The sequence below is a fragment of the Pseudomonas orientalis genome (genome assembly GCF_001439815.1).
Lineage (GTDB): Bacteria > Pseudomonadota > Gammaproteobacteria > Pseudomonadales > Pseudomonadaceae > Aquipseudomonas > Aquipseudomonas orientalis.
This window is the reverse complement of sequence record NZ_JYLM01000006.1, coordinates 206,548-229,484: the sequence shown is the minus strand read 5'-3', so window position 1 is coordinate 229,484 and position 22,937 is coordinate 206,548. Positions and strand designations below refer to the sequence as shown.

Annotated in this window: 21 protein-coding genes and 1 pseudogene; 4 read left to right on the top strand and 18 right to left on the bottom strand. The window is 63.0% G+C overall.

Annotated elements, in window-relative coordinates; all coding sequences use genetic code 11:
- Nucleotides 1–32: 32 nt before the first annotated feature.
- Genes TU82_RS16715 through TU82_RS16660 form a run of 12 tightly spaced genes read right to left on the bottom strand, consistent with a single transcriptional unit; the run spans nucleotide 33 to nucleotide 10,844 of the window.
- Nucleotides 33–2,363, bottom strand: a complete 2,331-nt coding sequence (locus tag TU82_RS16715) for an MMPL family transporter (RefSeq protein ID WP_057724404.1) — start codon at nucleotides 2,361–2,363, stop codon at nucleotides 33–35.
- Complete coding sequence (locus TU82_RS16710) at nucleotides 2,335–2,985, bottom strand: outer membrane lipoprotein carrier protein LolA (RefSeq protein WP_057724403.1); 651 nt, start codon at nucleotides 2,983–2,985, stop codon at nucleotides 2,335–2,337. Before TU82_RS16710 ends, TU82_RS16715 begins: the two co-directional genes overlap by 29 nt.
- Before the next feature lie 29 nt (nucleotides 2,986–3,014).
- Nucleotides 3,015–3,440, bottom strand: a complete 426-nt coding sequence (locus tag TU82_RS16705; protein WP_057724402.1) for an acyl-CoA thioesterase — start codon at nucleotides 3,438–3,440, stop codon at nucleotides 3,015–3,017.
- Nucleotides 3,433–4,974: an HAL/PAL/TAL family ammonia-lyase gene (locus TU82_RS16700; protein ID WP_057724401.1), complete on the bottom strand. Its 1,542-nt coding sequence runs from the start codon at nucleotides 4,972–4,974 to the stop codon at nucleotides 3,433–3,435. Before TU82_RS16700 ends, TU82_RS16705 begins: the two co-directional genes overlap by 8 nt.
- A complete protein-coding gene (locus TU82_RS16695) occupies nucleotides 4,958–5,893 on the bottom strand; it encodes a lysophospholipid acyltransferase family protein (RefSeq protein WP_057724400.1) in 936 nt (311 codons plus the stop codon). Before TU82_RS16695 ends, TU82_RS16700 begins: the two co-directional genes overlap by 17 nt.
- Nucleotides 5,890–6,624 (bottom strand): glycosyltransferase family 2 protein, encoded by a 735-nt coding sequence (locus tag TU82_RS16690; RefSeq protein ID WP_057724399.1) that lies wholly within the window; start codon nucleotides 6,622–6,624, stop codon nucleotides 5,890–5,892. Before TU82_RS16690 ends, TU82_RS16695 begins: the two co-directional genes overlap by 4 nt.
- On the bottom strand, nucleotides 6,617–8,287 hold the full coding sequence (locus TU82_RS16685) for an acyl-CoA synthetase family protein (protein ID WP_057724398.1): 1,671 nt from the start codon (nucleotides 8,285–8,287) through the stop codon (nucleotides 6,617–6,619). The genes TU82_RS16690 and TU82_RS16685 overlap by 8 nt, the downstream gene beginning before the upstream one ends.
- Nucleotides 8,284–8,829 carry a COG4648 family protein gene (locus TU82_RS16680; RefSeq protein WP_057724397.1) on the bottom strand — a complete coding sequence of 182 codons (546 nt, stop codon included), beginning with the start codon at nucleotides 8,827–8,829 and terminating at the stop codon, nucleotides 8,284–8,286. The genes TU82_RS16685 and TU82_RS16680 overlap by 4 nt, the downstream gene beginning before the upstream one ends.
- Complete coding sequence (locus tag TU82_RS16675; protein ID WP_003209389.1) at nucleotides 8,826–9,080, bottom strand: acyl carrier protein; 255 nt, start codon at nucleotides 9,078–9,080, stop codon at nucleotides 8,826–8,828. The genes TU82_RS16680 and TU82_RS16675 overlap by 4 nt, the downstream gene beginning before the upstream one ends.
- A gap of 9 nt (nucleotides 9,081–9,089) precedes the next feature.
- Nucleotides 9,090–9,359, bottom strand: coding sequence for a phosphopantetheine-binding protein (locus TU82_RS16670; RefSeq protein WP_057724396.1), 270 nt, complete (start codon nucleotides 9,357–9,359; stop codon nucleotides 9,090–9,092).
- A complete protein-coding gene (locus tag TU82_RS16665; protein ID WP_057724395.1) occupies nucleotides 9,337–10,149 on the bottom strand; it encodes a lysophospholipid acyltransferase family protein in 813 nt (270 codons plus the stop codon). The genes TU82_RS16670 and TU82_RS16665 overlap by 23 nt, the downstream gene beginning before the upstream one ends.
- The gene (locus tag TU82_RS16660; RefSeq protein WP_057724394.1) at nucleotides 10,125–10,844 is read right to left on the bottom strand and encodes a beta-ketoacyl synthase chain length factor; all 720 of its coding nucleotides are present in this window, start codon (nucleotides 10,842–10,844) and stop codon (nucleotides 10,125–10,127) included. The genes TU82_RS16665 and TU82_RS16660 overlap by 25 nt, the downstream gene beginning before the upstream one ends.
- A gap of 316 nt (nucleotides 10,845–11,160) precedes the next feature.
- Here TU82_RS16660 and TU82_RS16655 point away from each other — a divergent pair, with 316 nt between their 5' ends.
- Together TU82_RS16655 and TU82_RS16650 are read left to right on the top strand one after the other, a co-directional pair.
- Nucleotides 11,161–11,931, top strand: coding sequence for a ParA family protein (locus TU82_RS16655; RefSeq protein ID WP_057724393.1), 771 nt, complete (start codon nucleotides 11,161–11,163; stop codon nucleotides 11,929–11,931).
- A 483-nt stretch (nucleotides 11,932–12,414) separates the two neighbouring features.
- Complete coding sequence (locus TU82_RS16650; protein ID WP_057724392.1) at nucleotides 12,415–12,633, top strand: DUF6124 family protein; 219 nt, start codon at nucleotides 12,415–12,417, stop codon at nucleotides 12,631–12,633.
- Between the two features lie 129 nt (nucleotides 12,634–12,762).
- Here TU82_RS16650 and trxC read toward each other — a convergent pair whose 3' ends face one another.
- The gene (trxC, locus tag TU82_RS16645) at nucleotides 12,763–13,197 is read right to left on the bottom strand and encodes a thioredoxin TrxC (protein ID WP_057724391.1); all 435 of its coding nucleotides are present in this window, start codon (nucleotides 13,195–13,197) and stop codon (nucleotides 12,763–12,765) included.
- Between the two features lie 222 nt (nucleotides 13,198–13,419).
- Here trxC and TU82_RS16640 point away from each other — a divergent pair, with 222 nt between their 5' ends.
- Nucleotides 13,420–13,716, top strand: a complete 297-nt coding sequence (locus TU82_RS16640; RefSeq protein WP_057724390.1) for a type II toxin-antitoxin system HigB family toxin — start codon at nucleotides 13,420–13,422, stop codon at nucleotides 13,714–13,716.
- Nucleotides 13,713–14,114, top strand: coding sequence for a helix-turn-helix domain-containing protein (locus TU82_RS16635; protein WP_057724389.1), 402 nt, complete (start codon nucleotides 13,713–13,715; stop codon nucleotides 14,112–14,114). The genes TU82_RS16640 and TU82_RS16635 overlap by 4 nt, the downstream gene beginning before the upstream one ends.
- A 4-nt stretch (nucleotides 14,115–14,118) precedes the next feature.
- Here TU82_RS16635 and selO read toward each other — a convergent pair whose 3' ends face one another.
- The 5 genes and pseudogenes from selO to TU82_RS29605 all read right to left on the bottom strand — a co-directional run.
- Nucleotides 14,119–15,582, bottom strand: coding sequence for a protein adenylyltransferase SelO (gene selO, locus TU82_RS16630; protein ID WP_057724388.1), 1,464 nt, complete (start codon nucleotides 15,580–15,582; stop codon nucleotides 14,119–14,121).
- Nucleotides 15,583–15,630: 48 nt separating this feature from the next.
- Complete coding sequence (mscK, locus tag TU82_RS16625; protein WP_057724387.1) at nucleotides 15,631–19,008, bottom strand: mechanosensitive channel MscK; 3,378 nt, start codon at nucleotides 19,006–19,008, stop codon at nucleotides 15,631–15,633.
- Nucleotides 19,009–19,057: 49 nt separating this feature from the next.
- Nucleotides 19,058–20,800, bottom strand: coding sequence for a potassium/proton antiporter (locus tag TU82_RS16620; protein ID WP_057724386.1), 1,743 nt, complete (start codon nucleotides 20,798–20,800; stop codon nucleotides 19,058–19,060).
- A 297-nt stretch (nucleotides 20,801–21,097) separates the two neighbouring features.
- Nucleotides 21,098–21,961: a methyl-accepting chemotaxis protein gene (locus TU82_RS29610; RefSeq protein ID WP_371914206.1), complete on the bottom strand. Its 864-nt coding sequence runs from the start codon at nucleotides 21,959–21,961 to the stop codon at nucleotides 21,098–21,100.
- Nucleotides 21,953–22,708 (bottom strand): annotated as a pseudogene (locus TU82_RS29605) (MCP four helix bundle domain-containing protein); the annotation flags it as partial. The gene TU82_RS29610 and the pseudogene TU82_RS29605, both read right to left, overlap by 9 nt.
- Nucleotides 22,709–22,937 lie beyond the last annotated feature (229 nt).

Here is a 22,937-nt window from a genome sequence, read left to right as displayed (position 1 = left end):
AAGGCTCCTTGCCACTTTGGCGATATTCACATTCATAAGGCGTGTTTCTGTTGCCCGGCCCAGGGCGCCAGCATAAAGCTGAAGGCCAGGCCGAGGCTGACCGACAGGCCGAAATTGCTCACCGCCGGGGTACTGGAGACCGCCAGCAGGCCGAACGATAACCACGTGGTCAGCGCGGCCAGCAAGGTTCCCAGCAGGCTGACGGCGGCCCCGCCGATCTGCTCGCGCATCAGGATCGCATAGTCGACGCTGATGGCCGTGACCAGCAGCAGGCCGAACAGGCTGAACAGGGTCAGCGGCTGGCCCAGCCAACCGAGGCTGGCCAGGCTGCACAGCGCCGCCAGCAACGGCAGCGCGACGACGCGCAAGGCGCCGGTGATGCCGAAGGGCAGCATCAACAGCAGCACGATCAGCCCACAGGACAGCAATTTCAATTCGGCCGCGCTGATTTGAGTGTCGGCAAACACGCGGTTCAAATCACCCAGGCGATCCACCAGCTGAACGCCGGGCAAATCCACCGCCTGCACTCGCAGCAACGCCGGGTTGTTCAGGCCCTGCAGACTGACCATCGCCGCCACGCCGCCGTCTACCGGGCCGAGCCACAGCGTGCGCCAGGGCTCGGCCAGGGGACCCTTGAGCGCGGCGTCGATGTCTTCGGTGGGCAGCGCCTGCAACTGCGCGACTTCGGCTTGCAGCGCGTCGGTGGGAACGCCGAGGTCCAGCAACGGTTGCCAATGCTGCGCAAGCTTATTGAGCGCATCGCGCAGTTGCTGCTGCTCGGCGGGCAGGTTGACCAGTTGATTAAGCGCCAGGTAACCCTGCAGCTTGTCCATGTTCACCAGTTGATCCAGGCGCTGGCCCAGCGCGGCCTGGCGCTCCAGCAACTGCTGCTGACTGTCGGCGCGCACCAGGAAGAACTGACTGGTGGGCTGGAACCCGGTAATGCGCGCCACCGCCTGGGCTTCCTGGAGCAATTGCGGCGGCGCGCCGATCCACTGGCGGATATCGTTTTTACTGTTCAATTGCCACAGGCCACCTGTGCAGAACAACAGCACCCACACCAGCAACACCGCGCCGGGCACGCGCTTGATCAATGCCGCGCGCCACTGCCACAAGCGTTCGGCAATACGCAGCGGCCATTGCGCCGGGCGCAGTTCGACACCGCTGAGCAGCGCAGGCAGCAGGCACACGGCGCACAGATACGCGCCGACCAGACCGGCCGCCGAGAACACCGCGATTTGCGTCAGCGCCGGGAACGGCGTCCAGGCCAGGGCCAGGTAGCCGATGCAACTGGTGGCCAGGCTCAGGCTCAGTCCCGGCAGGGTCAGGCGCAATGCCGGCCAACTGCGCCATGGCTGCAGGCTCCAGCTTTTGGACAGGTAGTGCAGCGGGTAATCCACCGCTACACCGATCAGGCTCGAGCCCAGCACCAGGGTCATCACATGCATATGGCCGAACAGCGCCACACAGGCCACTGCGCCAAACAGCATGCCGACCACCACCGGCACGAACGCCAGCAGCACCCGCCAGCGCCGGAACGCCAGCAACAGCAACAGCAGGATGCCCAGGGTTGCGCCGCCGCCGACCCAGGTGATCTCCCGCGTGGCTTGCTGCTGCCCGTTGGCCGCATAGAGCAAGCCGCTGGCGGCGAGCAGCTGCACGCCTTGCTCGCCGGCCTGGGCGCGGCTGGCCTGGAGCAGATCCGCCACTTGCAGCGGCAGTTTCATATCGAATGCATTGCCGGTGGTGCGCGCCCGCAGGAGCACCCAGCTTTTGCCGTCGGCATCGGCGATCAACGCGCCGCTGCCGATATCCAGCTGTACCGCGCCGTGCTGCGGCTGGCTGTTCTGGATGCGCCCGGTCAGGCCCAGCCAGTCGTCCTGGCTCGGCACCAGGCTGAAGCCGGTGAAGGGGTCGAACAGCGACTGCACCCGCTGCTGGATGAAGGCGTCAGGCTGTTCGATCAGTTGCTCGCGGTCCTTGGCCGACAGCATCGCCAGCCGGCCGCGCAGCAGTTGTTCGCGCAGCGCCGGCAAGTCGGCCTGCAGATTCCATTGCACCTTTTCAAACAGACCGCTGGCCTGCCAGCGCTCGGCCAGTTGCTGCGCCACGGTCAGTGCCAGCTGGCGGTCGGCGTGCCCCACCAGTACCAGCATCTCGCGGTTCAGCGGTTCCTGCATGCGCTGCTCGGCTTGCAGCTCCAGGGCGTCCGGCGTGCTGCCGGGCACCAGCTCCATCAGATTGGCCGACAGCGGCGCACCCTGGCGCCACTGCCAGCCGGCCAGTGCCAGCACGGCCACCAGCAGGATCAGGAACAGGCGCGGCAGCAGGCGCTCACTGGGCAAAGTCGTGTTGCTCCGCATCGCTCAACGGTTGGTCCGCGCTGCTGTCCTGCATGCGCAGGACGGTGCTGTCGCCCTGGGTTTCCAGCAGCTCGATGGTCTTCACTAGCGCGCCGCCGTCGATATTGATTTGGGTGAATACTTGCTTGAGCAGCAGTGAGCGCGGGATCAGGGTGAGCTTCCACTGCTGGGCCTGGCCTTGCAGTTGCAGATCGAAGTCACGTTGCAAGCCGCTGCTGTCGCCCTGAAGCACGGCAAGGAACAGACGGTTCTGCTCGGCGCCGGCGCTCTTGTTCGGCAGCAGGTGCCAGCCATTGGCGTCGCGGCGGGCGATGCCCTGGGCGCTGATGCGGTAATCCTGCTGCAGCGGGGTTTTGAGCAGCCACAACAGGCCGTGGTCCTTGGCGAGCACGAAGGTGCCTTGGCTGACCAGCGGCTGGGGCAGGGCGCGCAGGTGTTTTTCCTGGGTGAAGTTGCCGTGGATCACGCTGGGTTTGGCCAGTTGATCGCTGAGCTGTTGCAGGTCGAAAGCGTGGGCGTTGAAGCTCAGCAATGCGGCGGCCACTGTAGGCGCGAGCTTGCTCGCGAAAAACCTGAGGGCACAGCGCAGTGTCAGGCGACCCGCGTTATCGTTGACGTCCATCGGGGGCAAGCCCCCTCCCACAGGGGATCTCATTTCAGGGCCCTTTCGACGGCGTTGGTGAATATTGTCGGGGAGGCCAGCTGCATTTCGCGACTGGCGATTTCCACTGCCACTTGCACGGTGCTGGCGCGGGTCAAGCGTTCGCCGCTGGCCAGATCGGTAATCAGGTAGTTGATCTTCAAACGGTTCTCCCACTCCACCAGGCTGGCGCGCACGTTGAGGGTTTGGCCGAAGGTGGCGCCGCGCACATAGCGCAGCTGCATGTCGATCACCGGCCAGGCGTAGCCGGCGTCGAGCATCGCGGTGTAGTTATGGCCGATCTTGTCCAGCAGCGCGCAGCGCGCCACTTCCAGGTACTTCACGTAATGCCCGTGCCATACCACGTGCATGGTGTCGATGTCGAAAAACGGCACGAGGATGTGAGTGTCGCTGTGCAACACGCCGGGGTTACGCATGCAGCCTCCAGTGTTGCTCGGCGATGCGTTGCAGGCACAGGCGCAGTTCGCCTTCCAGGGCGCGGTCTTCGATGACCGGCGGGAAGTCCCGGGCCAGTTCTTCGTGCATCGCTGCCAGTGTCGGTGGCAACGGGCGTGCATCGTCAGCCTGGGCACGCAGCCACACGCCCTGGTTGGCGGCGAGCAGGGTGGCGGCGGCGACCTGTTCGGTCAGCTCGAGCACGCGGATCGCATCGCGGGCGGCGATGGTGCCCATGCTGACCTTGTCCTGGTTATGGCACTCGGTCGAGCGCGAGAACACGCTGGCCGGCATGGTGTTTTTCAGCGCTTCGGCGGTCCAGGCGCTGGTGCCGATCTGCACGGCCTTGAAGCCATGGTTGATCATTGCGCGGTCGGCGGGGGCCCCCGACAGGTTGCTCGGCAGGCCGTGGTTGTAACGCACGTCCACCAGCAGCGCCAGCTGGCGGTCGAGCAGGTCGGCGACGTTGGCCACCAGGGTCTTGAGGCTGTCCATGGCAAAGGCAATGTGCCCGCCGTAGAAGTGCCCGCCGTGCAGCACGCGCTCTTCCTCGGCGTCGATGATCGGGTTGTCGTTGGCGCTGTTCAGTTCGATTTCGATAAACGCGCGCAGCCAGTTCAGGCTGTCGGCCAGCACGCCGAGCACGTGGGGCGCGCAACGCAGCGAATAGCGATCCTGCAGGCGGTGCAGCGGGGCCGTCGGTGCGTCGATGGCCAGGTCCTGGCGCAGCCAGGCGGCGACTTGCATCTGCCCGGGATGGGGCTTGGCGGCGAACAGGCGTTCGTCGAAGTGTTCAGGGTTGCCTTGCAACGCCACCACATTCAGCGCGGTGATACGCGTGGCCAGTTGCAGCAGGTAGTCGGCGCGGGCGAAGGCCAGGCAGGCAATGCCGGTCATTACCGCCGTGCCGTTCATCAATGCCAGGGCTTCCTTGGGGCGCAGCACCAGCGGTTCCCAGCCCAGTTCGCGGTGCACGTCGGCGGCCTGGCGGCGTTCGCCACGGAACAGCACTTCTCGTTCGCCGGACAAGGTTGCCGCCACATACGACAGCGGCGTCAGGTCGCCGCTGGCGCCCACCGAGCCTTCTTCCGGGATCAGCGGCAGCACATCCTGTTCGAGGAATTCGTGCAGGCGCTCCAGCAGTTCCACGCGCACCCCGGACACGCCATGGCACAGCGACTGCAAGCGCGCCGCCAGCACGGCGCGGGTGGCTTGGGCGTCGAGCAACTTGCCCAGGCCGCAACCATGGAAGGTGTACAGATGACGCGGCAACGCCTCGACGTGTTCGAGCGGCACCGCCACCACGCAGGAGTCGCCGTAACCGGTGGTCACGCCGTAGATCACGCCTTCCTTGTCCAGCAGCGAGTCAAGAAACTGCGCGCCCTTGGCGATGCGCCGGCGATACGCGGCATCGTCCTGCAAGCGAGTGGGCGCCTGACGATTGGCCAGGGCCAGGACGTCTTCGATGCGCAGGGGGCGTTCGCCAAAGGTGATCGGCTCAAGAGACGTGGTCATCGGTCTTCCAGAAAGGGTAAAAGTTGAACCATTGTTGCGGCGCTTGCAGGCAGAACTGGCCCAGGCGGGCGGCGTAGCGGGCGGCCCACAGGGCGATGACCTGCTCGCGGGTGCTGCGCTTCCATTCGACCAACGGCGCGAAGGGCTCGATGGTCAGGCGATAGCGGCCCTGGTGCTTGAGGCACATCAGCAGGTTGACCGGGCATTTGAGCAGGCCGGCCAGCAGCCACGGGCCCTGGGGGAACGCGGCCTGATGCCCGAGGAAATCCACGCGCACTGTGCGCCCGCCGTGCAGCGGAATGCGGTCGCCGGCAATCGCCAGCCATTCGCCGTCGTCCAGGCGCTGGCTGAGCAGCAGCATGGTGGCCGGGTCCAGTTCGCTGACCTGGATCAGGCGCAAATGGGTCGCGCCGGCTTCGCCCAGCAAGCGATTGAAACGCTCGGCATGCTTGGTGTGCACCAGCACGTTCATGGTGACCTGTTCGCCGATCTCCGCCAACGCGCGACACACTTCCAGGTTGCCCAGGTGCGCGCCCACCAGCATCTGCCCGCGCTCGCCACGCAACTGGCCGCGCAATTGCGCGGGGTCGTTGATGTCGATCTGCTCCAGGCGCAGCTTGCCGTTCCACACGTCGAGCTTGTCGAGCAGGGAGTCAGCGAAGGCCATGAACTGGCCGAACACCTTGGCGTGGGTCGGCAGCAGCTCGTCACGTCCGCTCCACTGCGCCAGGCGTTGCTGGTATTGCCAGGCGCTCCGGCGCGCAGTGCGGCCGAACACGAAGAAGTAAAACACGATGCTGTAGAGCAGCGGGCTTAACAGGCGCCGGCCTAGGACTTTTGCCGCGAACGCCGTGAGTTTCATCAGCCAGAAGCTGCCGCGTTCCTCGCGGTCGGCCCAGTGTTTGCTGCGGTCGCTCATGCCTGCCACCGGCGCCACAGGATGGCGGGCGCGCGCACCAGCATGCCAAAGAACAGCCGCGTATGCATGGCGCTGATGCGCACGTTGTCGCGCAACAGGCGAAAGTGCGACAGGCCGTCGGCGGGGTAATGCACCTGGGTCGGCAGCCAGCGCATCGGCTGGTTGCGCCAGGCCAGGCGCACGAGGATGTCCGAGTCGAAATCCATGCGCGTGCCGATGTAGGCCGAGTTCATCAGCGCCAGGGTGGGGGCCAGCGGGTACACGCGAAAGCCGCACATCGAGTCGCGGATCTGCAGCGACAGGGTATTGATCCATACCCACACGTGGGTCAGGTAGCGTGCGTAGAGGCGGCCCTTGGGCACGCTTTCGTCGTATTCGGGATAGCCGCAGATGACCGCGTCGGGGTGCCTGCGGGACGTGTCGATAAAGGTCTCGACTTCGCGCAGGTCATGCTGGCCGTCGGCGTCCACTTGCAGGGCGTGGCTGTAGCCCAGGCGTGCGGCTTCGCGAAAGCCCGCCATGACGGCCGCGCCCTTGCCCTGGTTGCGGGGCAGCGTCAGCAGGGTGACGTTATCCAGGGTGGCCAGTTGCGCCAATACCGCCGCGCAGGCCAGGCTGCTGCCGTCGTCCACCAACAGGCAGGGCAGGCCACTGTCCAGCAGACTGCGCACCACGGCGGGCACGGCGGCTTCGTGGTTGTAGACCGGAATCAGGGCGCAGGGTTTATGCATGCGCCGCCTCCAGGACTATCCGGCCGCTTGAGCAGGCCGCATCCCCATTGCGATAAGCGAAGTACAACTTGCCGCGCTCCCGGTCAAAGCGCAGGTGCAGTTGAATGTGATCGCCGGGGCGCACCAGTTGCTGGAACTTGAGCACTTCCATACCGGCAAAGGTACTCGGCAAGTCGAGCAGTCGCTGGCCGAAGTTGAAGGCCCATTCCACTTGCACCACGCCGGGCAATACCGGTGTGACCGGGAAGTGCCCGCTGAAATAGGCCAGGTCCGGCGGGACGCTGAGCTGCAAGGTCCATTCGCCATCGGTTTCGACCTGTTCCAGCACGTCCGGCGACTTGGGGCGGGGCGCCAGCAACAGGGCCTCGATATCGGCCTGGGGCAGCTTGCCCTGGCTGTTGAGCGGCAGTTGACGCAGCAAACGCCAGCGGCGGGGCAGGGCCAGGGCTTCGCAATGCTGGCTCAGGTGCTGGCGCAGGGCTTGGGTCAGCGTGCGCCGGCCCTGGTTGCGCAGAGCCTGCAGGCCCTCGGCGCTCAGCACCACCAGGGCACCGAGTGACGCGCGGTTTTCCTGCACCACACCCAGGCGGGTTTCAGCGACCCACGGATGGGTCATCAACGCTTGTTCGAGCATCGGCAAGGCGATGCGTTTTTCTTCCAGCTTGACGATACGGTCCAGGCGGCCCAGCAACTCAAAACGGCCATCGGCATGGATGCGTGCGGCGTCGGCGGTCTGTTCGATATGCCCGGCGGGCAGGTAGGGCGAGGCAATGCGCAGGGCACCGTCGGCATCCTGGCTCAGGTGCACGTCGGCAAACGGCTGCCAGGGTTGTGCGCCCTGGCGCCAGGCGATGCCGCCGGTTTCCGAGCTGCCGAGGATTTCCGTCGGCCATTGGTGCAAGCGGTCATAGAGGCTGCCGGCGGCTTCGACGGGCAAGGCTCCCCCTGAGGAAAATACCCGTGAGACCTGGCTCAGCGCCGGCCAGTCGAGGTTATCGCCCATGCGCTTGAGCAGCGCCGGGCTGGCGACCCAGGCGAATTGCGCGTGTTCGCGGCTGGCGCGCTGCATGTCCTCGGGGAATGCCAGTTGCCTGCGCAAGAAAGTGCGACCGGCGCACAGCGGCCACAGTACGCGGAACAGCAACCCGTAGATATGTTGGGTGGCGACACTGCCGATGATGCAGGCATCGTTCAGATCCGCGCCCCACAATGCCTCCAGCGCCTGGACCTCATTGGCCAGCTGGCGCAGGGACTTGTCGATACGCTTGGGTTCACCGCTGGAGCCGGAGGTGCACAGGCTCAGTTGGCAGCTATCGAGGTCGAGGGCGGCCGGGCTCAGTGGTGCCTGGTACAGCGCTTCCAGGTCCGCAGTTTGCGTCAGCCAGGCATCGACGACGGCGTCCCAGCGCTGACGGGTCTGCGGCTGCAGGTCGGCGGGGAGCAGCACGCTGACCCCGGCACGCCAGGCACCAAGCAGGGCAATCGCCAGCACGCCGGCGTCTTCCAGGTGCACCGCCAGGCGCTGGATGCCGCGCGCTTGCAGGCCGGCCGCCAGGCGCAGGGCCAGCTCCATCAGTTGCGCATGATTGAGCGCCGGCTCAGTGGTGACCCGGCGCTGTTCCTGCGGCTCGAGCAGCAGATGCTCAAGTTTCAAACCTTTCATACGCGGCCTCGAACCCTTTGTCGTACCAGCCATTCCACGGCAAACAACAGCCCCATCAGCCCATAGGCGATCAAGCCGTTGTACAACGTCCACCAGCTCAGCGGTGCCCATAAGGTGAGCGCGGCGGCGAGCAAGCCATTACACAGAAAAAACACACTCCACACCACGGTGACCTGGCGCGTATACAGTACCGCGTTCGAGGGCAGGTCCGGCTCAGTCATACGCGCCAGGCGCTCGACCATTGGCGGTCCGTATTTCAGGCTCAGGCCGAACAGTGCCAGCATGAACCCGCTGACCAGGCTGGGGTACCAGCGCAGCCACTGCGGGTTATCGAACCAGGCCAGCGCCAGGCAAAACACAATCACCACCAGCGCCATCCAGCGACTGCCGGGGCGTCGTGCGGCGGTGAACGCGCGCAGCAGCCACAGGCTGCCCAGCAGCAGGCCGAATTGCCAGGGCGCAAAATGCTCGGTGCCGTAATACACCGCAAAGGGGTACAGCAGCCCCGCCAGCAACAGGCCAAGGCCGATCAGCCGGCTCATGCGGCGGGCTGGACCAGACGGTACACCGCCTCAACCACGTCATTGACGGTACGCACCGCCTTGAATTCCTCGGCGGCGATCTTCTTGCCGGTCTGGCGCTTGATGTGGTCGATCAGGTCCACGGCGTCGATGCTGTCGATTTCCAGGTCCTGGTACAGGTTGGCGTCCAGGGTGACGCGCTCGGGTTCCAGTTCAAACAGTTCCACCAGGGCGTCGCGCAGGGTGTTGAAAATATCGTCACGAGTTTGCATGGTCCGGTCTCAAGCTGCCTGTCTGGCCGTGACGAATGCCGCAAGGCTGGCCACGTTGGTGAAATGATTGCGCGTGTCCTTGGCGTCGGCGTCGATCTTGATGCCGTACGTTTTCTGGATGGCCAGACCCAGTTCGAGGGCGTCGACCGAGTCCAGGCCCAGGCCTTCGCCGAACAGGGTCAGGTCGCTGCCGATGTCGTCGACGCTTATGTCTTCCAGGCCCAAAGCCTCGATGATCAGCAGCTTTATATCGTGCTCAAGGCGGTGTTGGTCGCTCATCTTCGGCGAGCTCCTTAATGAAATAGTGATGCAGGTAATCGTTGAGCTTGCGTGACGCCTGGGGCGCGGGGCCCAGTGCGGCAAACGCGTGTGGTTCTATATCGGCCCCCACGCGCAAACTGAAGTGGAATCGGCATTTGGGAATGCGATACCAGGGCTCGGCCTTGGTCAAAGTGGTGGGGCTGACCTTGATCACCACCGGGGTAATGAGGGTCGCACCGCGCAGCGCAATGGCCGCGCCGCCGCGATGAAAGGCCGGTGCGCTGCCTGGCGTGGTGCGGGTGCCTTCGGGAAAGATAATCAGGGTCTGCCCCGCGCGCAGAGCATCGGCGGCGGCATCGAGCATGTCGGCGCTGCCATCGTTGCTGATGTAACCGGCGTCGCGCACCGGACCGCGGGTGAACGGGTTCTGGAACAGGCTCTGCTTGACCACGCAATTGGTCTGGCGCATCAGGCCGATCAGGAACACGACATCGATCAGCGACGGGTGGTTGGCGACGATCATCTGGCCCGGGCGACCGAGTTTTTCCGCGCCCTCGACGCTGTAGGTGAGGATGCCCAAACCTTTCATCAGGCGAATGAAGAACCAGAACAGGCAACTGATGGTGTGGCGCGCGCGTCGTTGATGCTGCCTGGCGTCGCCCGGCAGGCAACTGAGCAGCGGGAACACCAGCAAGCGCAGGCACAGCCCGCCGATGCCGAACACAAAGAAGCTGGCGGCCGTGGCGAACAGGCGCCAGTAATAGGCCTGCCGTGGTTTGTCGTTCAGGACTTGCGTCGCCAGTTCCATACTCGGTTCTTCCAGGCATGTTGGCAGGCGCCCTGTTCGGTCAGCAGGGTGCGCAGCAGGTTCAGGGCGTGGGGCCACTGGGTTTGAGTGAGTTGGACAGCGCTGCTGTTTAGTTCCAGTTGCCACTCGTCGCCCGGCGTCAGCAACAGGCCCAGGGCATAGGGGAAGGGCACGTCGGTGATCCAGCTGGCATACGCATCGGGCGGTTGTTCTTCGGTAATCACCAGCAATACGGCCGGGGCGCCTTCGTTGAGCAACGCGGCGGCTTCGAGCAGGCCGTGTTCGAGGCCATCACCGGCGGCGGCGAGGGCGGTCATCTCGCTGGTTTCATTGCGCAGGATCGACCACAGGCCAATCACTGCGTTATGCACCGACAGGCTGAACTGGGTGGGCGACAGCGGCTGCTCATTGGCCAGATCGGTGAGAATGTCGAGGGTGCGCGGGGTTTCGCCGTGGCGGGAAATGAACACCAGCGGCAGGTCTTCAAGGCCTTCGGCCAGCGGCCAGCCGACGCTGAACGCCATGCGTGCCAGGCGGCTCAGGCGCCGGCGCTGCATGGCTGGCAAAAATGACACATCGGGGGACGCGTCGCTGACAGGCAGCAACACCGGGTTCCGGCACCAGGCGTGCCAGTCGTCCGCACTCTCAAGGCTTGGGGCCCAGGCGCGCCATTGGGCGATGTTGAAGTTGATCACTGAGAAGTTATCCCGCCCCTGCGGGCTTCCATGTGCGGCCAATGGCCCCGGATTCCGGGACAGAGGGCAATGGCCGAATGGCGCGCATTATCCCGGTGCCGTGGGGTTCTAGCAAATATTGGTTAAAATTTGTTCGCTATTGATTACAAATAAGTCGTTGAAATTTACCCGCTGTGTGCCACAGAGGGTCGAACCGGATTGTGAGAGCGCTCCCATTCATTTGTGAGCCAGGCACAGCGCAGGGATGAACGAGGTAGCTAACCGGCGCTTTTGCGCTCTACACTCGGGTTATTCATTGAGACACGGAGGCTTTTCCATGCGGCGCGTGGTGTTCAATCAGAAAGGCGGCGTGGGCAAGTCCAGCATCGCCTGCAACCTGGCGGCGGTCAGCGCCAGCGAAGGTTATCGAACCCTGTTGGTGGACCTCGATGCACAGGGCAACTCCACCCAGTACCTCACCGGGCTGACCGGTGACGACATTCCCATGGGGATCGCCGACTTTTTCAAGCAGACCCTGTCTTCCGGGCCGTTTTCCAAGAAGAACAAGGTGGATATCTACGAGACGCCCTTCGACAACCTGCATGTCATCACCGCCACGCCGGAACTGGCGGACCTGCAACCCAAGCTCGAGGCCAAGCACAAGATCAACAAGCTGCGAAAGCTGCTGGATGAGTTGAGCGAGGATTACGACCGTATCTACCTGGACACTCCGCCGGCGTTAAATTTCTATGCGGTTTCGGCGCTGATAGCCGCTGATCGCGTGCTGATTCCGTTCGATTGCGATAGCTTCTCGCGCCAGGCCCTGTATGGCCTGTTGGCTGAAATCGAAGAATTGAAGGAGGACCATAACGAAGGCCTGGAAGTCGAAGGCATCGTGGTCAATCAGTTCCAGGCCCGGGCGAGCCTGCCGCAGCAGATACTCGATGAAATGATTGCCGAAGGGCTGCCGGTGCTGCCGGTGTACCTGGCCAGTTCCGTGCGCATGCGTGAGTCGCATCAGGAGAACAAGCCGCTGATTCATCTGGACCCACGGCACAAGCTGACCCAGCAGTTTGTGGAACTGCATAACCTGCTGGAAAATGCCTGACCTCAAGCGGTACACAGTTTCAATGTGGGAGGGGGCTTGCCCCCGATGGCGGTATGTCAGCCAGCTTATTTGTAGCTGACCCACCGCTATCGGGGGCAAGCCCCCTCCCACATTTGGCTAGCGTTCCGGCAGAGGGATTTGGATTTTTCCCACAGGGTCTGTAGGAAGCGTCTGGCAGCAGGGGATTGGCCTTGTAACCTTGCCTACAGCTACGCCAGAATCCGCCGGCTTGTGCGTCTGGATGGGCGTCTCTAAGGTTTGCCGGTCGCTGAATGTTCAGTGATCGGGTTTAGTAGCCCGCTCAGACGAAAGCATGTGCACCGTTCCAAAAGCATGGCTTTTTTGCCTGTCGATGGTAGCTGTGCGCAGGGCACCTTCGGGTGCGCCGGGTTTTGCTTTCGTTCTACCGGTCTACTAACCTGCGTACAGCTGCCGCCCCTTGTTTAGTAGCAAGCAGGCGATGGCCCTGGCAGAGAACGAAATATGAATTTATTCACCGTTACACCCAACCTCCCCACCGAAGCGCTGGTCATCAACAGCTACGAAACCTTCTCTTCGGTCCGCACCTTATTGCTCAATCTATCCAACGACCTTACCGGTGAACACCGCGATGTGGCTCTGGCTATCCATCAACTGAGCGAGCTAGGCGTCATGCTGGTCAGCCAGATGATGGACCGCCAAGCCCCGCTGCCCCAAGGCTGAAACGCGGACAAAATGTGGGAGGGGGCTTGCCCCCGATGGCGGTGTGTCAGTCATGCACTTGGCAACTGACCCACTGCTATCGGGGGCAAGCCCCCTCCCACACTGTCCTGTGGTGCTTTCCTGATCGGGTTACACCCCCTGACTACGCAACCAACTCATCAACTGCGGCAACGGAAAGGCCCCACTCTGGCGCGCCACTTCCCGGCCATTCTTGAACAGAATCAAACTCGGAATCGAGCGAATCCCCAACTGCGCCGACAGCTGCTGGTTAGCCTCGCTGTCCAGCTTGGCCAACCGGCATTTGCCTTCAAGCTGCCCGGCGGCCTGCTCGAATACCGGCGCAAACGACTTGCACGGCCCGCACCAGTCGGCCCACACATCCACCAGCAACGGCAGGTCGCCCTTGATCTGGCTGGCATAGTCGCCTTGTTTCAATTCAAACGGCTTGTTCAACAGCACTGGCTGCTTGCAACGCCCGCATTTGGGCGCATCACCCAGGCGTGCGCCGGGGATGCGGTTGAGACCGTTGCAATGAGGGCAGGGGATTACGAGAGGTTCAGACATCGGAGGCTCCTGGGGACTGGCCAATAGGTTGTATCTGGTGCCGGGGCTGAGATTTATCAAGGCTGGGTGCAGAGACTCATTCGCTCACAGTTTCTCCCGCGCCGAATGAGTCGTCTGTCTAGGCTTGCTGTTGTGCACCATTGGTCTGTTTACGGCTATAGCAAATTGCGATAGTCGGAAATCAGGTTTAACCTCCATAGCAAGATGCGATAAGGACGTTGCATGCGAGTCATCAGTGAAAAGAGGATCTGGGAAGCAAAGGAAACATGGCCGCGCTCGGCAACGGCTCTGGATCAGTGGTATCGCGTGATCAAGCGCAACGCCCCCAAAGACTTCGCCGCAATGAAAACCATGTTTCCCGCCACGGACAAGGTAGGTAAATTTCATGTGTTTGATATTGGCGGTAACAAGCTGAGGTTGATTGCGTCGGTGCAGTATCGAATGCAGCGCGTTTACATCAAGCACCTGCTGGACCACCGCGACTATGAGAAGGACAAATGGAAGGAAAAAAACAGATGAGCGCGCTTATGCAAGTAGCGGCAGAACACTGGCAATTCGTTTCTCCTGTGCTGCGCAAGCCGGAAAACGAGGCAGACTACGACGCACTGGTATGCGGTCTGGATGAGTTGTTGAGCCTGGTGGGTGAAGACGAGGACAGCCCGCTGATGAGCCTGGTCGACATTCTCAGTGACTGGATCGAAGCTTATGACCGTGAACACCGCCCAATGCCCGTCGCCAGCGGGGTCGATGTGCTGCGCTACATGATGCGCGAGCACAATCTCACCCAGAGCGACCTTCCGGGGGTTGGGGCACAATCAGTCGTCTCTGAAATATTGAGCGGAAAGCGCCAGCTCAACGTGCGTCAGATTCGTTGGCTGGCCGAGCGTTTCGGGGTGTCTGTGGAGACCTTTATCTAAGCGGTCAAGACGAACAACTGATCTCCAGATGCTTGCCCCAATCCGGCGGGCGCTGTGCGTACTGCTCCATCCCCGCTTGCTCCTCGAACGGCCTGGTCAGCACTTCATGCAATCGCCGCACTTCGCTGTAGTCGCCAGACTCGGCGGCGGCGATGGCGTTTTGGGCGAGGTAGTTGCGCAGGAGGTACAGCGGGTTCACGGCATGCATCCGCTCACGGCGCTGCGCCTCGTTGTCGTTCCCGTCCCTTGCAACACGGGCCTTGTACAGTTCGGCCCAGGCATCGAAACCGGCGAGGTCGACAAAGTCGTCGCGCAAACGCGCCACGGCCAGCGCCGCCGATTCATCGCCCAGGCGCCGGAAGAACAGCGTGTAATCCACGCCGCTGTTCTGCATCAGTTTGAGTAAGTGCTCCACCAGCTTCTGATCATCCTCTTCGGCGGTGGTCAGGCCCAATCGACGGCGCATCAGGTCCAGGTAGTGCGCCTGGTACAGCGGCAGGTACAGGCCGAGCGCTTCCTTGAGTGCGTCAACGCTGATAAACGGTGTGAGCGCCTGGGCCAGCGCGCTGAGGTTCCACTGCCCGATCGGTACCTGATTGCTGAAGGAGTAACGCCCTTCGTGATCGGAATGGTTGCAGATGAAGTGCGCATCAAAGTCGTCAAGGAACGCAAACGGCCCGAAGTCGAACGTGATGCCCAGGATCGACATGTTGTCGGTGTTCATCACGCCGTGGCAGAAACCATACGCCTGCCATTTGGCGATCATCTCGGCGTTGCGCTCGACGATTTCGCGGAACATCGCGAGATACGGCTCAGGCTGTTCGCGGCACGCGGGGTAATGCAGGTTCAATACGTGTTCGGCCAGTTCGGCCAACTGCTCGGACTTTTGGGTGTAGTAGAAGTATTCGAAATGCCCGAAGCGGATATGGCTGGGCGCCAGGCGTAACACCATGGCCCCGCGCTCCTGCTTCTCACGCCACACCGGCGTGCTGGAGCCGATCACGCACAAGGCGCGGCTGGTGGGGATGCCCAGTGCATGGAGGGCTTCGGAGGCGAGGAATTCACGGATCGAGGAGCGCAATACCGCGCGCCCGTCGCCCATGCGTGAGTAGGGCGTCATGCCGGCGCCCTTGAGGTGCAGGTCCCAATGCTCGCCGGCCTGGTTATACACCTCGCCCAGCAACAACCCACGGCCATCGCCCAGTTGTGGGGTGTAGCCGCCGAACTGGTGCCCGGAATAGACCATCGCCCGCGGTTCGGCTTCGGCCCACAGCTTATGGCCGCCGAACAGTTCGGCAAACACGGGTGTTTCGGCTATGGCCGGGTCGAGGTCGAGCAGGGCCATGGCGGCGGCGCTCGCCACCACCAGACGCGGCTCGTCGAGGGGCTCGGGCAGCACGTGGGTTGAGAACGCATCGCCCAGGCGTGCGAAGCGGTTGTCGAAGGTCAGTTCGTCGAGGGCTTTCACCGGGCATCTCCAGCAGGATGCCCCAGCATTTGGCTGGGGCTCAGTTCGTTAGTCGAGTTTGCTCGGCGGTGGTTCAGGCGCATCCTCGACCTTTCCGGCGGGCGGCTCGGGGGCATCCTGCTCGGGCGCGACGATGGTCTTGCGCTCATCCTCGGCCGGCACCAATTTGTATTCCTGGCCGTGGAGGTTTTTCAGGTAGATCTCCATCTGCCTGAACGAGATGTTGATGTGCTGCTTCTTGAACTCACGGTTGATAAAACGGTTGACCTCGTCCAGCACCGGGTTGCGGTCGCCCAGGTCGCGCACATGCATGCGCAGTTCGTGGTCCAGGGTGCTTTCACCGAAGTTGAGGAAGTACACATGAGGTTCCGGTTCTTTCAGTACCCGTGGGTTTTCCCGCGCAGCCTTCAGTAACAATTCCTTCACCAGGTCCAGGTCGGAGCCGTAGTCCACGCCCAGCTTCAGGGTGACGCGAGTGATGGTGTCGGTCAGCGACCAGTTGATCAGCTGTCCGGTGATGAAGGTCTTGTTCGGGACGATGATGTCTTTGTTGTCAAAGTCGGTGATGGTGGTGGCGCGAATGCGGATCTTGCTCACCGTGCCGGACAGGTTGCCGATGGTGATGGTGTCGCCGATACGCACCGGGCGCTCGAACAGGATCATGATGCCGGAGATGAAGTTGGCAAAGATCTCCTGCATGCCGAAGCCCAGGCCCACCGACAGCGCCGCGACCAGCCATTGCAGCTTGTCCCAGCTCACGCCCAGGGTGGACAGCGTGGTGACGAACCCTACGCCGGCGATGATATAGGACAGCAAGGTGGTGGTGGCGTAGGCGCTGCCCTGGGCCAGGTCCAGCTTGGACAGCACCAGGACTTCCAGCAGGCCGGGCAGGTTGCGCGCCAGGGCGAAGGTGATGCCGATGATGATCGATGCGCCGAGCAGGTCGCCGATGCTGATGGGCACCATGCTGATATTCGCACCCGTGCCGCTGGTGTATTCGTACAGCGTGACGTTATCCAGGTAGGAAAATACCGAGATCAGGTCCGACCATACCCAGTACAGGGCCGCAATAAACCCGCCGAGCAGGGCCAGGCGGATCAGGCGCAAGGATTGTTCGTTGACCTTTTCGATGTCCAGTGTCGGCTCTTCCACCACGGCTTCGCCTTCACCAGCGTCCTTGGCGGCCTGGCGTTTGGCCAGGGCGCGAGCATAGGCCAGGCGCCGTGCGGCGACGCTCAGCCAGCGCACGAAGGTGGCTTCGATCACCAGCCAGAACATCAGCAGGTACAGGGTGTTGATCAAGCGGTCGCTGAGTTTCAGGGCGGTGTAGTAGTAGCCAAAGCACACGGCAATAAACAGTGCGACGGGCAGGGCGGTGAAGACCAGCCCGATCGTCTTGCGAAACAGCGAGGCTTTTTCATGGGTGGGGCTGTTGAGCAGCAGGCGACTGAGCAACCACGCCATCAGGGCGTAGCAGGTAAGGACCACGGCGATGCCCAGCACGTCTTCGGCGAGTGCCGCCGGTTGGTGCTCGGCAATGGCAACCACGGCCACCAAGGCCAGTACCACCAGCCCGAGCTTGCGCACCCAGCCCTGCAGGAACTCGACCTGGGGTTTTTCCCAGCGAAAGTGCAGCTCGGCCACGCCGCCGGGCGCCAGGATGCGGTAGGCGGTGTAGAACACCAGCCAGGCCTGGGCGATCTGCAGCAGGGCCGAACCCAGGTTGGCGTTTTGCCCACGGGCGTCGATCTGCAGTGCATAGCCGCACAGCGCCAGGCCCAGGGACACCGGCATCGCCAGCAGGATATTGATCAGGATCGCCTGCGGCGTGTGCCACTGGCTGTCGCGCTTGAAGTGGCCGATGTCCAGATGGACTTTATTGAGGCGCTGATACAGCGCCTTGCGCCGCCACAGCAGCGCGCCGATCAACAGCAGCAGCGGCAGGAACAGCAGCGGGCGCTGGGTCAGGCCGTCATACAGTTCGCTGACGCTGGAGGCCCAGGGCAGGGTGGTGATTTGCTTGCTCAGGTGCGCCGGTACGGTTTCCAGCCACTCGGTGTCCAGCGGTTTGTTGCTCGGAATCCAGAACATCTGCTCATCGAGCGTGGCGCGCAGGGTGGTCGCGGTGCTGAGCAGTTGTTTCTGGTTCAGTTGCAGGGTGATGGATTCGTTGAGCAGCGCGCTCAATTCACGGCTCAGGCGCTCCAGCAGGTCGCTGCGGGTAATCGCCAGCTCCAGCAGGGTGCGGCGCAACTGCGGGGTGACGTCGTCCGGCGGCTGGTTGGCCAGCAGGTTATCCACATAAGCGCTGGGGGAGCTGATCAGCTCGCGCTGCTGGTTGACCTCGAACTGGTACAGGCGAATGTTGGCGATGTCGTCGGCAAGATCTCGGTCGACGGTCAGACGCGGCAGCGCCTGTTTCTGTTTGTAGAGGATCTTGGACAGCAGCAGGCTGCCCTTGAGCACGTTGATCTGCTCGTCCAGCGCCGAATCACTCTGGGTGACGGTGTCCAGTTGCTGCTTGGTCTGCAGGTTTTTCTGGGTCAGGTCGTTGAGGCGGTCTGTGCTTTTGAGCAGGTAGTCGGAGAGCTTCAGGTTGGCCGCGCTTTCCGTGGCCAGCAGGCTGCTGCCGCCGGCTTTCTGCGCTTCGATGGACTGTTGGGTCACCGTCTGTTGGGACTGGGCCAGGCGTTTCTGGTTGATCAGGGTTTGCAGATCCTGGATTTCCTGCTCCAGGCGCGCGGTTTTTTCCTGGATCAGGTCGTGCTGGCTGTTGCCCAGGTCTTGCAGTTGGCTGTTGCCGGCCAGTTCCTGGCGGCGCAGGGGGATCAGCGCATTCAGGGCGGCGAGTTCGGCGTTGAGCTGGTTGCGCTGGTCGGCGTTGAGGGCTTTGCCGTTGTCTTTGCCGGTCTTGAGGGTCGCATTGATTTGCTGGATGCGCGTCTGGCTGCTGCTGATTTCGGTCTGGGCGCGCTCGGGCCGGGTCTGGGCGGCGATGGTCAGGCTGTTGGCATCGGCCAGCTCTTTTTGCAGGTCGCCTTGCTGGGTGCTGCGCTGCACCAGCAATTGCTCAAGCTGCGGCACGGGCAGACTGGCGTAGCGTTGGGCCACCGGGACGATTTTGGTGGCCTTGAGCCGGGTCAGCTCGCGCTGGTTTTCGACAGTCTGGCGCGGCGCGTCCTCAAGCTGGCGTTTGAGATCGGCCAGGCGCTGCTCGTAATCCTGCTTGTTGGCCAGGTACGTCAGGGTCTGTTGCAGGATGCCCTGCAACGCCTTCATGTCGGCGTCGGGCAGCTTGCGGTCGGGCAGTTTGTCCAGGCTTTGCTGGACAGCGTCGGCGCTGGGCGGGTCGGCGGCGTGGACGGTGCCGACACAAAGGGTCAGGCCCAGCAGGGCAGTAACGAGAAAAGTGCGCAGGGTTGGCATAGAGACCGGTCGAGCAAGGTGAAGAATCGGGGCGTTGTCGCCCCGCAGTTTAGAGGAAGAGCCCGGGGCCCGGGCGACTTCCTTCGGGGAATCTGACGCCGACTTTGCCGATCTTGTTCCCGTCCATGACCGCGACGGTCCAGATGGTGTTGTTCCACTCCACCTGGTCGCCCACCACCGGCGCGCCGCCGACTTTCTGGGTGATGAAGCGGCTCAACGGCATGTCCGGGTCGATACCCTCGAGCTTGAGCCCGTACAACGCCGACACCGCGCCCAGCTGGGCGTCGCCTTCCAGTACGAAGTCGCCGAAGAAGCGCAGGTCGAGGCCGCGTTGCGGTGCCTGGCTGAACAGTTTGCCGAGGGCCGGCAGGTTGTGTTCATGGCCGATGACGCAGAGCAGATCATCGACTTCCAGCACCGTACTACCCGACGGATGGAGCAGTTGCTGACCACGGAACAGTGCGGCGATCCGCGTGCCCTCGGGCATTTTCAGCTCGCGCAGGGCGGCGCCGATGCACCATTTTTCCGCGCCCAGGCGGTAGACGAACAGCTCCCATTCACTGGTGACGTGCACTTCCAGGGCGGCGCGGGAAATCGGCGCCGGGTCCGGCGGTACGGTGACCTTGAGCAACTTGGCCACCCACGGCAGGCTGGTGCCCTGCACCAATAGCGAGACCAGTACGATAAAGAACGCCAGGTTGAAGTACAGCTGCGCATGGGGCAGGCCGGCCATCAGTGGGAACACCGCAAGAATGATCGGCACCGCGCCGCGCAGGCCGACCCACGCGATAAAGGCTTTTTCGCGGCCGTGGAAGGCCTTGAACGGCAGCAGGCCAACCATCACCGAAAGAGGCCGCGCAAACAGGATCATCCACAGCGCCAGGCCCAGGGCGGGCAGGGCGATGGGCAGCAGGTCATGGGGCGTGACCAGCAGGCCCAGCACCAGGAACATGCCGATCTGCGCCAGCCAGGCCATGCCGTCGAGCATATGCAGGATGCCGTGGCGGCTGCGCACCGGGCGGTTGCCGATTACCAGGCCGCACAGGTACACGGCGAGAAAGCCGCTGCCGTGCAGGGCGTTGGTCAGGGCGAACACAAACAGGCCGCCGGCGATCACCAGGATCGGGTACAGGCCGTTGGCCAGGTTGATGCGGTTGACCATTTGCAGCATCAGCCAGCCGCCGCCCAGGCCGACCAGGCCGCCGATGCCGAATTCGCGGATCAGGTGGGTCAGCAGGCTCCAATGCAGGCCGGTCTGGCCGCTGGCGAGCATGTCGATCAGGGTCACGGTAAGGAACACCGCCATCGGGTCGTTGCTGCCCGATTCGATTTCCAGGCTGGCGCTGACCCGTTCGTTCAGGCCCTTGCCGCCCAGCAGCGAGAACACCGCCGCGGCGTCCGTGGAGCCGACAATGGCGCCGATCAGCAAGCCCTGGATGATATTGAGATCGAACAGCCAGGCCGCCGCCATGCCGGTGAGGCCGGTGGTGATCAGCACCCCCACCGTGGCCAGGGACAAGGCCGGCCAGAGCGCCACGCGGAAACTCGCCACCCGTGTGCGCAAGCCGCCGTCGAGCAGGATCACGGCCAGCGCCAGGTTGCCCACCAGGTAGGCGGTCGGGTAGTTATCGAAGATGATGCCGCCGCCATCGACGCCGGCGAGCATGCCCACGGCCAGGATGATCACCAGGATCGGAATCCCTAAGCGCGACGAAAGAGAACTCACCAGAATGCTCGCACTCACCAGCAACGCGCCGATCAAGAACAGGCTGTTGATGGTCGTCGCATTCAAAGGCAGTACTCCAGAGCATGAAAGACAGGGCGCAAACTGACCATGCAGTCTGCGTGCCAGGGATTCTAACCTGTTGAATTGCCGTGCTGTCAAAAAGCTTTTTCTGATTCTTGCAAAACCAAATGTGAGAGGGGGCAAGGCTTTTTGTAGGAGCGAGCTTGCTCGCGAAAAACTCACAGGCGCCGCGTTCAGTCAGGAAGCACGCGTTATCGTTGACGTTTTTCACGAGCAAGCTCGCTCCTACAGACTGGCATCAGGGCAGGCCCCCTCCCACATTTTTTAAGCCAGTGTGGTCAGTCAGAGGCGGAAGCGGCCGACCATGCCATTCAAGTCCACCGCCAGGCGCGACAGCTCGCTGCTCGCCGCGCTGGTCTGGCTGGCGCCGGTCGCCGATTGCACCGACAGGTCACGGATGTTCACCAGGTTACGGTCGACTTCCCGTGCGACCTGCGCCTGTTCTTCCGCCGCGCTGGCGATCACCAGGTTGCGCTCGTTGATCTCGACAATCGCGGTATTGATGGTGTCCAGCGACAGCCCCGCGCCCTTGGCGATATTCAGCGTCGATTCGGCGCGCTCGGTGCTGTTGCGCATCGAATCCACCGCATGCTCGGTGCCGGCCTGGATGCTGCCGATCATGCGTTCGATCTCGCTGGTGGACTGCTGGGTGCGATGGGCCAATGCGCGCACTTCATCCGCCACCACGGCAAAACCACGCCCGGCCTCACCGGCCCGCGCCGCTTCGATCGCTGCGTTGAGGGCCAGCAGGTTGGTCTGGTCGGCCAGGCCACGGATCACGTCCAGTACCTTGCCGATATCGCGCGATTCATTGGCCAGCTCACCGATCAAGGTTGCGGTGGCTTGCACATCGCCGCTCATGCGTTCGATGGCGCTGACGGTTTCCTGCACCAGGTCACGCCCGTCGCCGGCAGAGGTGGTGGCGTTGCGCGAGGCTTCTGAGGTGCTCACGGCGTTGCGTGCGACTTCCTCGACCGCGCTGGTCATCTCATTGACGGCGGTGGCGGCTTGTTCGATTTCGTTGTTTTGCTGGGTCAGGCCGCGCGCGCTTTCGTCGGTGACGGCGTTGAGCTCTTCGGCGGCCGACGCCAGTTGCGTGGCCGAGCCGGCGATGCGTTGCAAGGTGTCGCGCAATTTGTCCTGCATCTTGGCCATGGCGGCGAGCAGGCGGCCGGCTTCGTCGTTGCCGTCGACCTTGATTGGACGCGTGAGGTTGCCTTCGGCCACTTCTTCCGCCGCTTCCAGGGCCTGGGAGATCGGCACGGTGATGCTGCGGGTCAGCAGCCACGCGAACAACAGCGTCAGCGCGGTGGCGATCACCAGCAGACCTACCACCATGTTGAAGGCCAGGTTGTACTGGTCTTCGGCCTGCTGGTTGGTGTCCAGGGCCATGGCGTTATTGATTTCCAGCAGGCGGTTGAGTACCGCGTTGACCTGCTCGGAGTTGGTCAGCAGTTCGGTGTTGAGCAGGGTGCGCAACTCCTCTACCTGATTGGCCCGGGACAGGCTCTTCATGCGCTCTTCGATCTGATGATACTGAGCCAGCAGTCGCACGTATTCATTGTAGGTGGAACGCTCTTCGCTGCTCTCGATCAGCTTTTCATACACGCCCTGGGCGGTGCGGATCTGCTGGTTGCGCACATCGAACGCTTCCAGGGTCTTTTGCTGCACATCCGGCTCGCGGTTGGTGAGCAAGCGGTACGACAACACACGCAGGCGCAACGTCAGCTGGGTGAATTCGTCGAGGGCGCGGATGCTGGGCACGCTGGACAGGGTGATGTCTTCGGTGGCCGCTCGGATCTTGCTCATCTGGTTCAGCGCGAACACGCCGAGCAACAACATCAAGGCGCCGATAAACGCGAAGCCGAGGAAGGCCCTCGGTGCGATATTCATATTACGAAGAGACATGCTGGAGTCCTGGAGGAAGCGCGATCCGTGCGGCCATGAGACGGGGTGTGCACTGCGTATCGGCCCTACGACTAAAGTCTTAAGGGGCTGTGCGTTTTTGTCGCATCTGACCGGGGGTTGCAGCGATTCAGGAACCAGATCGGGTAATTGCAGTCACTAAGGCTCGAAAGTGCGGCCCGGGCCTTAGAAATCGGGCTGCGCGCCGGGGGATAAC

Coding starts and splice junctions, on each gene's coding strand:
- TU82_RS16665 (WP_057724395.1), bottom strand. CDS start 10,149: ATGGAACTGGCGACGCAAGTCCTGAACGACAAACCACGGCAGGCCTAT.
- TU82_RS16640 (WP_057724390.1), top strand. CDS start 13,420: ATGCGAGTCATCAGTGAAAAGAGGATCTGGGAAGCAAAGGAAACATGG.
- TU82_RS16655 (WP_057724393.1), top strand. CDS start 11,161: ATGCGGCGCGTGGTGTTCAATCAGAAAGGCGGCGTGGGCAAGTCCAGC.
- TU82_RS16685 (WP_057724398.1), bottom strand. CDS start 8,287: ATGAAAGGTTTGAAACTTGAGCATCTGCTGCTCGAGCCGCAGGAACAG.
- TU82_RS29610 (WP_371914206.1), bottom strand. CDS start 21,961: ATGCAGGACAAATTGCGCGACACCTTGCAACGCATCGCCGGCTCGGCC.
- TU82_RS16690 (WP_057724399.1), bottom strand. CDS start 6,624: ATGCATAAACCCTGCGCCCTGATTCCGGTCTACAACCACGAAGCCGCC.
- TU82_RS16650 (WP_057724392.1), top strand. CDS start 12,415: ATGAATTTATTCACCGTTACACCCAACCTCCCCACCGAAGCGCTGGTC.
- TU82_RS16635 (WP_057724389.1), top strand. CDS start 13,713: ATGAGCGCGCTTATGCAAGTAGCGGCAGAACACTGGCAATTCGTTTCT.
- TU82_RS16705 (WP_057724402.1), bottom strand. CDS start 3,440: ATGCGTAACCCCGGCGTGTTGCACAGCGACACTCACATCCTCGTGCCG.
- TU82_RS16710 (WP_057724403.1), bottom strand. CDS start 2,985: ATGGACGTCAACGATAACGCGGGTCGCCTGACACTGCGCTGTGCCCTC.
- TU82_RS16680 (WP_057724397.1), bottom strand. CDS start 8,829: ATGAGCCGGCTGATCGGCCTTGGCCTGTTGCTGGCGGGGCTGCTGTAC.
- TU82_RS16670 (WP_057724396.1), bottom strand. CDS start 9,359: ATGAGCGACCAACACCGCCTTGAGCACGATATAAAGCTGCTGATCATC.
- mscK (WP_057724387.1), bottom strand. CDS start 19,008: ATGCCAACCCTGCGCACTTTTCTCGTTACTGCCCTGCTGGGCCTGACC.
- trxC (WP_057724391.1), bottom strand. CDS start 13,197: ATGTCTGAACCTCTCGTAATCCCCTGCCCTCATTGCAACGGTCTCAAC.
- TU82_RS16715 (WP_057724404.1), bottom strand. CDS start 2,363: ATGCGGAGCAACACGACTTTGCCCAGTGAGCGCCTGCTGCCGCGCCTG.
- TU82_RS16700 (WP_057724401.1), bottom strand. CDS start 4,974: ATGACCACGTCTCTTGAGCCGATCACCTTTGGCGAACGCCCCCTGCGC.
- TU82_RS16695 (WP_057724400.1), bottom strand. CDS start 5,893: ATGAGCGACCGCAGCAAACACTGGGCCGACCGCGAGGAACGCGGCAGC.
- TU82_RS16675 (WP_003209389.1), bottom strand. CDS start 9,080: ATGCAAACTCGTGACGATATTTTCAACACCCTGCGCGACGCCCTGGTG.